Origin of the sequence: Actinoplanes sp. NPDC024001 (genome assembly GCF_040638955.1) — a bacterium.
GTDB lineage: Bacteria > Actinomycetota > Actinomycetes > Mycobacteriales > Micromonosporaceae > Actinoplanes.
This window is the reverse complement of record NZ_JBEZZB010000287.1, coordinates 1-7796: the sequence shown is the minus strand read 5'-3', so window position 1 is coordinate 7796 and position 7796 is coordinate 1. Positions and strand designations below refer to the sequence as shown.

The 7796-nt window shown below is 72.6% G+C and carries 8 protein-coding genes; 1 reads left to right on the top strand and 7 read right to left on the bottom strand.

The annotated features are described in order from the left end of the window. Together AB0F81_RS49590 and AB0F81_RS49585 are read right to left on the bottom strand one after the other, a co-directional pair. Positions 1-226 (bottom strand): hypothetical protein (locus AB0F81_RS49590; RefSeq protein ID WP_360211156.1); only part of this gene is annotated, 226 nt, incomplete at its 3' end. Next, the gene (locus AB0F81_RS49585; protein ID WP_360211154.1) at positions 223-1494 is read right to left on the bottom strand and encodes a tetratricopeptide repeat protein; all 1272 of its coding nucleotides are present in this window, start codon (positions 1492-1494) and stop codon (positions 223-225) included. The genes AB0F81_RS49585 and AB0F81_RS49590, both read right to left, overlap by 4 nt. Before the next feature lie 177 nt (positions 1495-1671). Here AB0F81_RS49585 and AB0F81_RS49580 point away from each other — a divergent pair, with 177 nt between their 5' ends. Beyond that, positions 1672-3255 (top strand): lysyl oxidase family protein, encoded by a 1584-nt coding sequence (locus AB0F81_RS49580; RefSeq protein ID WP_360211152.1) that lies wholly within the window; start codon positions 1672-1674, stop codon positions 3253-3255. Positions 3256-3298: 43 nt separating this feature from the next. Here the strand turns inward: AB0F81_RS49580 and AB0F81_RS49575 are convergent, their stop codons facing one another. The 5 genes from AB0F81_RS49575 to AB0F81_RS49555 all read right to left on the bottom strand — a co-directional run. Continuing rightward, on the bottom strand, positions 3299-4774 hold the full coding sequence (locus AB0F81_RS49575; RefSeq protein WP_360211150.1) for a ricin-type beta-trefoil lectin domain protein: 1476 nt from the start codon (positions 4772-4774) through the stop codon (positions 3299-3301). Continuing rightward, the gene (locus tag AB0F81_RS49570) at positions 4771-5349 is read right to left on the bottom strand and encodes a prepilin-type N-terminal cleavage/methylation domain-containing protein (RefSeq protein WP_360211148.1); all 579 of its coding nucleotides are present in this window, start codon (positions 5347-5349) and stop codon (positions 4771-4773) included. The genes AB0F81_RS49575 and AB0F81_RS49570 overlap by 4 nt, the downstream gene beginning before the upstream one ends. Beyond that, on the bottom strand, positions 5346-6707 hold the full coding sequence (locus AB0F81_RS49565) for a prepilin-type N-terminal cleavage/methylation domain-containing protein (protein ID WP_360211146.1): 1362 nt from the start codon (positions 6705-6707) through the stop codon (positions 5346-5348). The genes AB0F81_RS49570 and AB0F81_RS49565 overlap by 4 nt, the downstream gene beginning before the upstream one ends. Positions 6708-6776: 69 nt before the next feature. Further along, a complete protein-coding gene (locus AB0F81_RS49560; RefSeq protein ID WP_360211144.1) occupies positions 6777-7478 on the bottom strand; it encodes a GTP pyrophosphokinase family protein in 702 nt (233 codons plus the stop codon). A gap of 93 nt (positions 7479-7571) precedes the next feature. Beyond that, a partial coding sequence (locus tag AB0F81_RS49555; protein WP_360211142.1) for a sugar nucleotide-binding protein occupies positions 7572-7796 on the bottom strand: 225 nt, incomplete at its 5' end.

Here is a 7796-nt window from a genome sequence, read left to right as displayed (position 1 = left end):
CGGCCAGGTCGTGTTTGTTGTCGGCGTCCCCCGCGGCGGGAGTGCCGCGCAGCCCCGCGTACTCATGGAGGGTCAACCGCCCGCGCGGTGGGGTGACGGGCTGCCCGCCGCCGGCGGGCAGTCCGGCGGCGGGCGAGCCGGCGGCCGCCGGCGAGGAGACGGCCAGGAGGCCGGCGACGGTCGCGGCAGCGACGAGGCCGGTCCATGCCAGGATGCGGGCCCTCATCGGGCACCGCCGAGCTTCGCCAGGGTGGCGCGGGCGGTCGCCGCGTGCCGGACGGAGAAGTACGGGTTGAGCCGCAGCGCCGTGGTCAGTGCGGCCCGGGCGGCGTCGGCGCGGCCGAGATCGGCGAGGATCATGCCGCGGTGGTAGTGCAGCATCGCGCTGCGTGTGCCGAGCCGCAGCGCCTCGTCGGCCCTGGTCAGCGCCTCGGCGGGCTGCCCGGCGGAGCGCAGCGCCCACGCCAGGGCGTCGGCGGCGGCGTAGCCGGGCTGGCGGCTGTAGAGGGCGCGGGCCTGCCGCACCGCGCCGGGTTCGCGCTGGTCGGCGGCGAACAGCACACTCTCCGGCTCGGCCGAGCCGGTCCAGCCGGCCCGGGCCAGGGCGTATTGCCGGGCGCCGGCGGACTGCTGCCCGGTGGCGGTCAGCAGGTCGCCGAGTTCGGCGGCGTACGCGGGGTCGGGCACGGTGGCCACGACCGCCCGGAACTCGCTGACGGCGGTGGCGGTGTCGCCGCGGGCCGCGCGTATCCGGGCCTGGCCGATGCGCAGCTGCGGGTGGCCGGGGTCGTGCCGCAGGCCCTCGGTGAAGTGCGTGGCCGCGGTCTCCAGGTCGCCGGCGGCGTAGGCGAGCTCGCCGAGGTGGTAGCGCGCGAAGACGGCGTCCTGCGGGTTGGCGGCGGCGTCCAGCGCGCGTCGCATGGCGTCCACCGCGCGCGGCAGGTCGCCGCGCAGTTCCCAGGTGTACGAGGCGCGCGCGTACGAGGCGGTGTCCGGGCGCAGGTCGACCATCCGCTGGACGGTGTCGAACGCCTGCGGGTAGCGGCCGAGCTCGGTCAGCGCGTCGGCGACCACCCCGAGGGCCGCCGCCCGGTACGGGTCGACCGCGAGCGCCGCCTGCCCGTGCCGCAGCGCGGCGGGGAAGTCGTGCCGTGCGGCGGCCAGCGCGCCCAGCCCGGTCAGCGCGGCCGCGTTCTGTTCGGGCCGGACCGCCAGTGACCTCTCCAGCGCCTGCTCGGCCCGCGGGTAGTCGGTCGGGTCGGCGGTCACGCGAGCCCGCTGCACGTACGCCATGCCCAGCTCCGCCCAGGTGTTCCAGTCGCCGGGCAGCTCCTGCAGGCGCCGCTGTGCGGCGGCGATCGGGTCGGTGTCGCGTGCCGGAGCCGGCGCTGCCGTGCGCCGCCCGGCGTCACGCGGGGTGAGCAGCACCCCGGCGGCCACGATCAGCGCGACACCGAGCACGGCGAAGGTCAACAGTTTGGCGACCTGGCGCATGGCGTTCCCTTCCTCGTCGGGTGCCATGGATTCGCAGCGCGAGGCGGTCCGGATGGGCCAGGCGTCTCCCCGGATCGTGCCAACGATCGTCGATCTCACAGAGGTTTCACAGGTGTCCGCATTGGATGGTCGCGCCAGCGGCCGGGGCACTGGCGGCCGCCCGACGGGAAGGACCACATGACTGACCCGACGAAGCATCGTCGCCGTACCCGGATGTTGACCGCGGGGGCCGCGGTGGGCGCGCTCGCGCTCACCGCCGCCGGTGTCGGCGTGGCGCAGGCGGCGGCGACGCCGCCGGCGCTCTCGTTCGTCGCCGCCACCTCGGCGGTCACCGCCTACCGGCACGTCTCCGGCGAGGACTTCTGGTTCGAGATGGATCTCGGCCTGCACGTCATCGCCGGCAAGGACGCGCTGGAGATCCAGGCGAAGCGGGCCGGCTACGACAAGCCGATCGTCGCGGAGCGGATCGTGACGCAGAAGGGCAAGAAGAAGCGGGTGGCGCTGCCGGCCGGCATGGTCACCGACTTCAACGGCCTGAAGGATTTCGTCACGATCAGCATCACCGACGAATCAGGGGCGACGGTCACCGAGTACTCGACCCCGTTCTGCGGCAGCAGCGGGGACACGGCGCGGACCCGTCCGGACGCGCCGGCCACCAACCCGTACCCGTCGTCGTACTGCGGGTGGAGCAACCCGTTCACGCTCGGCGCGGTGTGGGGCGTGCAGGCCGGGTGGAACGCCCGCGTGCAGGACCAGCCGTCGTACGAGGGGGAGCCGTTCGACCTGGCCGCCGGCAAGTACACGGCGAACGTCACGGTGAACCCGAAGTACCGGGAGTTGTTCGGCATCCCGGCCGAGCAGGGCACCGCCCGGGTCGGCCTGACCGTGGTGGAGCAGCGCCAGGACGACGCCGGACTGGCCCGGGTCATGAAGGCGGCCACCGCGGACGAGCCGGTGGCACCGGCCGACGAGCACGCGGCGCACTCGGCGGAGGGTGATGCGGCGCGTCAGGTCTCGTCGTACCTGCCGGAGTTCCGCGCCCCGGCGAAGCGGCCGACCACGCTGAAGGCGGCCCCGTCGGGCGGCCCGAAGCCGGACCTGCGGTCCCTGCCGGCCTGGTCGATCGGGCTGGAGGAGATCGACGGCAAGTGGTACGTGAACTTCGCCGCCACGGTCTGGAACGCCGGCACCTCGCCGCTGCTGGTCGACGGTTTCCGGCGGACCGGCACCGAGCTGATGGACGCGTACCAGTACTTCTTCGACGCCAAGGGCAACCAGGTCGGCTCCCGTCCGGCCGGCACGATGGAGTGGGACGCCCGCGAGGGTCACATGCACTGGCACTTCACCGACTTCGCGCAGTACAACCTGCTCGCGGCCGACCAGAAGCTGGCCGTGCGCAGCGGCAAGGAGGCGTTCTGCCTGGCGAACACGGACGCGGTCGACTTCACGATCCCGAACGCCAAGTGGCAGCCGGAGAACACCGACCTGTCGACGTCGTGCGGCGCCGACACGGTGGTCGCGGTGCGTGAGGTGCTGGACATCGGCAACGGTGACACCTACGGCCAGTACCTTCCCGGCCAGAACTTCGAGATCACCGACCTGCCGAACGGCACGTACTACATCCAGGTGCTGGCCAACCCGGAGAACCGGCTGGCCGAGCTGGACACGAAGAACAACTCGGCGCTGCGGCAGATCATCCTGGGCGGCACGCCGGAGGCCCGGACCCTGACCGTCCCGCCGGTGCACGGCATCGACGGCTGATGCGGACGGCCGTCCCGATGCCACGGGGGCACCGGGACGGCCGTCACCTCTCCTGGATGTCGGTGAGCGCGGTCTCGTCGGCGACCACGGCGTTCCATTTCTGCAGGTCGCTGCCGTCACACTCGGCGACCACCGCCTTGCCGATCTTGTCGCCGACCCGGGTGTAGAGCTGCTTGGTGCTGGACGCCAGGCAGAGCCCGGCCGAGTCGACCAGCGTGTACGACTTGTTCTTGGCGTCGTGCGCGCGGTACCGGGTCCAGGTGATGTCCTCGGCCTTCGCCGAGCTGCACACGGCCACCGCGGCGAACCTCCCGGTCTCGGCCGAGCGGGGGCTGGTCAGGCAGTATTTCGTGGCGACCTTGTTCTTGTCGGTGTAGGTGACCGTGACCTGCCCGGTGCCGCCGGTCTCGAGGTTGCTCACCGTGGGCAGGGTCCAGCGCTGGTTCCAGGAGATGTTCGCGGGCTGCGGGTCGGCGGTGCACGGCCACACGATCAGCGAGCCGTACTTGACGTTGCCCTCGGTCACGTCCAGGCAGCGGCCCAGCTGCTCGTAGTTCACCAGCTGCTCGGTGCTCTCGCCGGCGGCGCCCGCACCGACACCGTAGTCGGGCTGCATCGTCGCTGAGGAGGCGTAGGTCTTCGGGCACGCCGCGTACGTCAGCGGGGTTTCCGCGCCGCTGGTGTCCTTCAGGGTGACGCACAGGTTGTTGACCGTCTTGCCGTCGTCGGTCCCGATGAAACCGGCGAAGTTGCGGGAGAAGGTCCAGAGCTGCCGGGCCGGCGACGGGGTCGTGGTGTCGTCGGGCGCCACGGCGCACGGCTGGAGGACGATGGTCGCGGTGGCCGAGGCCTCCAGGCACAGGTCCGGGTCGGTGGAGAACGCCGGCGCCGGGTGGACGACGGCCATGTTCTTCACGTACGCGAACATCTGCCGGTGCGGCCGCGACTGGTCACAGGTGCGCATGTGCACCACGGTCCCGGCTTTCGGCTGGTCGCCGGCGTCCATGCACAGCTCGCCGGACGGATAGCTGTGGATGAGCCCTCTGCGGATCTGGGGCCGGGGTGTGCGGAAGTCGTAGTTGGCCTCCAGCACCCGCGGGCTCACGGTCGAGGCGCGGCCGGTGCCGCCGGCCGACCCGTCGGTGACGTCCGCCGACTCGAGCCGTGCGGTGGCCGGGGTCTGCGTCGGCGGGCAGACCTTCATCTCGCCGCCGCCGGCGTTGTGGTAGGTCACCGTGACCCGGTACCCGTTGCCCGGCGCCCCCGACACGGTGCCCTGCAGCGTGCCGCACGGCAGCGACGCCAGTCTGCCGTTGCCGTCACTGTCCGCGGCGGCGCGGATGTAGCCGAGCGCCACCTGCAGGCCTGCTTCCGCGCCGCCGAGGGCCTGACCGCGTTCGGCGACCCGGCGGACGTCCTTCACCTGGCTGAGCAGGGCCGAGCTGAGCAGCCCGCTGATCGCCAGGCCGGCGGCGGCGACCAGCAGGGCGAGCGGCAGCGATCCGCGCTCGTCTCTCACGGCCGGGACCGCCCGTCGGTGGTGCACGCCGTGCCCGCCTCACCGGCCCGGTTGTTCAGTGCGGTGAAGAGGAACTCGGTGGTGTGCTCGCCGGCCGCCGGTCCGGACGTGGCGTACTCGACGGTGAGCGTCAGCCGCAGCTGGAAGCGGTTCGCGGTCTTCCGCACGGCGAACGGGGTGCTGCCGGTGACGCCGGTGGCGAGGGTGCGCCAGCCGCCGGACGGTGGCTTGCCGGTGGTCCAGGTACGGCGCAGCAGCGCCCCGTTCAGCAGCCGCAACTGGGTGCAGAGCGGCTCGGCGCCGTTGAGGTTGAGGTACTCCACCGAGATGCCGCGGCCGTCCACCGGGGCCGGGTCCGGGTCGGTGATCGCCGAGGCGTACCGGATCTCCGCGTCCAGCCGCTCGAAGGTCAGGTTGAGCCGGCTCTGCAGGGCCTGGGTGGCCTCGGCCGTGGCGGCGGTGCGGTACATCTGCACCACACCGGCGGTGAACAGGGCCGTGAACACGCTCATGATGCTCATGGCGACGAGCAGTTCGAGCAGGGTCACACCGGCGTCGTCCCGGTCTTCGGTCACCGGCATGTGCTGTCCGCGCTGATCGTGATGTCCGAGCCGCGGACCTGCACGGTGTCGCCGATGACGCCGCACTGGAACACCCCGTACGACCCGAGCAGCTGCACACCGCCGCCGAGCGCCTGGATGCGGCCGTTGACCCGGGCGTACGAGCCGGAGATATTGATCGCCGGGTTCGCGGTGGAGGCGCTCAGCAGGCCGCCGCCGATGGTGACCGAGGACAGCGCGACGGTGATCGCCCCGGTCGCGACCAGCAGTGGGGTCACCGTGGTGGTGGTGACGTTCACCGCGCACGGGACGTACACCACGGTGGCGGTCGCGGGCACCGACCCGTAGGTCCAGGTGCCGCCGGCACAGGCCGAGGACGGCACGGCGTGGTAGCCGGTGCCGGCCGCGGTCGCCGCCGTGCCGCCGGGGGCGTAGTCCGCGACGACCTTGAGGCCGGTGGGCGCGCCGGCGCTGACCCGCACCGGCGTGGGCACGGTGCCGCCGCTGACGTACTGGCTCGTCACGTACTCCACGCGCGGGGAGATCACGATGCCGGTGCCGGCGACGTACAGCCCGGCGTTGGTGTGCACGACGCCGGTGACGGTGAGGTTGGCCGAGGCGAGCCAGAGGGCGGCCGGGTTGGTGTCGGTGGCGGTCCGGTTCGCCCAGATCGCGGCCGGGGCCGTGGCCGTCGCGCTGGGTGACGGCGACGGTGACACGGAGGGCGACGGCGAGGGCGAGGCCGACGACGGCGAGGGGGACGCCGACGGGGTGGGGCTGCTGGTCACCGCGGTGGTCGGCGGCAGCGGGAAGATCGGGTCCGCGCCGGTGCCGACCAGGGTCGCCAGGAAATAGGCGCAGAGACGGTTCGCGCACTCCCGGTCGGCCCACCGCACGGCCACCACCACGCGCAGGAACGCGACCGCGTCCGGCCGGCCCGCGTTGCCCACGGCGCAGGTGCCGGACGCTGCCGCGGAGCGCCAGCACCACTGCACGTACCAATGCTTGGTGTAGGTGATGCCGTTGAGCGTGACCGCCTCGCCGGTGGTGACCAACTTCGCCTTGGCGCCGGCCGCGGCGTTCTTGTCCGCGGCCTGCTCGCCGCCCTCCAGGTACTGCTCGACGCCCGGCACGCGCTCCTGCGCGTCGACCGCGGCCCGGCTGCGGCCGGTGAGCACCTCGGTGCCGAGCGCGGCCGCCTCCTCCAGCCCGGTGGTGGCGACCCGGACCGCGTCCTCCCGGCCGGCCCAGTGCTCGCCGAGTGCCAGGCTGCGCACGTAGAAGACCGACATCGAGGTGAGCACGACGGTGATCAGGGCGATGGCGACCACCACCTCCACCAGCGTGAACCCGTCCTCGGGACGGCGTCGCACCCGATCTGCCCTCTCCCCGTCGGCGGTTCCCAGCTCCCTGATCGGCAGCCGGTGCGGCGGGCTGAGGATTTACCGGCGGGGGCCGTGGATCTCCCGGTGCAGGCGTTCCATCCGCTGGTCGAGCCGGGCCGCGTCCTCGGCCGCCTCGATGAGCTCGGCGCGCAGCTCGGCGGGCACCTCCGGGTCGTGCTTGTAGTAGATCTTGTGTTCCAGGCTGGCCCAGAAGTCCATCGCCACGGTGCGCAGCTGCACCTCGACCGGCACGGCGACCACCCGGTCGGACATGAAGACCGGGATCTCCACGATCAGGTGCAGGCTGCGATAGCCGTTGACCTTGGGTTCGGCGATGTAGTCCTTCCTCACGACCAGGTTGACGTCCGGCTGCCGGGTCAGCATGTCGGCGACCGTGTAGACGTCGGAGACGAAACTGCACACGATCCGGATCCCGGCGATGTCACGGATCCGGGCGCGCAGGTCGTCGAAGGTCAGCGGGCAGTTCAGCCGCCGGGCCTTGGCGGTCAGGCTGGACAGGCTCTTCAGGCGCGGGCTGACGTGCTCGATCGGGTTCCCCCGGCCGCGGTGGGCGAGCTCCTCGGCCAGGATGGTGATCTTGGTGTTGATCTCGGCGAGGCCGAACTTGTAGACCATCATGAACTGGTTCACATCGGTCATCAGCTGCAGCGCGTCCGGATCCTGCTGCCCGGCGCCGGGCATCCGCCGGGCGATCTGCAGCTCGCCGCCGGCAGGGTGGTCGGTGGTCACGGTGGTCACTCCAGGATCTTTCGCTTGCGCTTCCTCAACGGTACGGGGCAGCGCGGTCCCATTTCGGCCGGATGGGTGGGTGCCCGCGTACCGGGAAGGGGTTCACCGGCGCAGGCCCGGCATGGCGTCGGTGAGCATGGCGCGCCAGTGGGGCAGGGGTGCGACGCCCGTGCCCGCCCAGCGGTCGTGGCCCAGCACGCTGTAGGCGGGCCGGCGGGCCGGGCGCGGGAAGCGGTCGCTGGTGGTGGGGCGGACCCGGCCGGGGTCGAGACCGGCCTCGGCGAAGACGGCGCGGGCCAGGCCGTACCAGGTGGTGGAGCCGGCGGC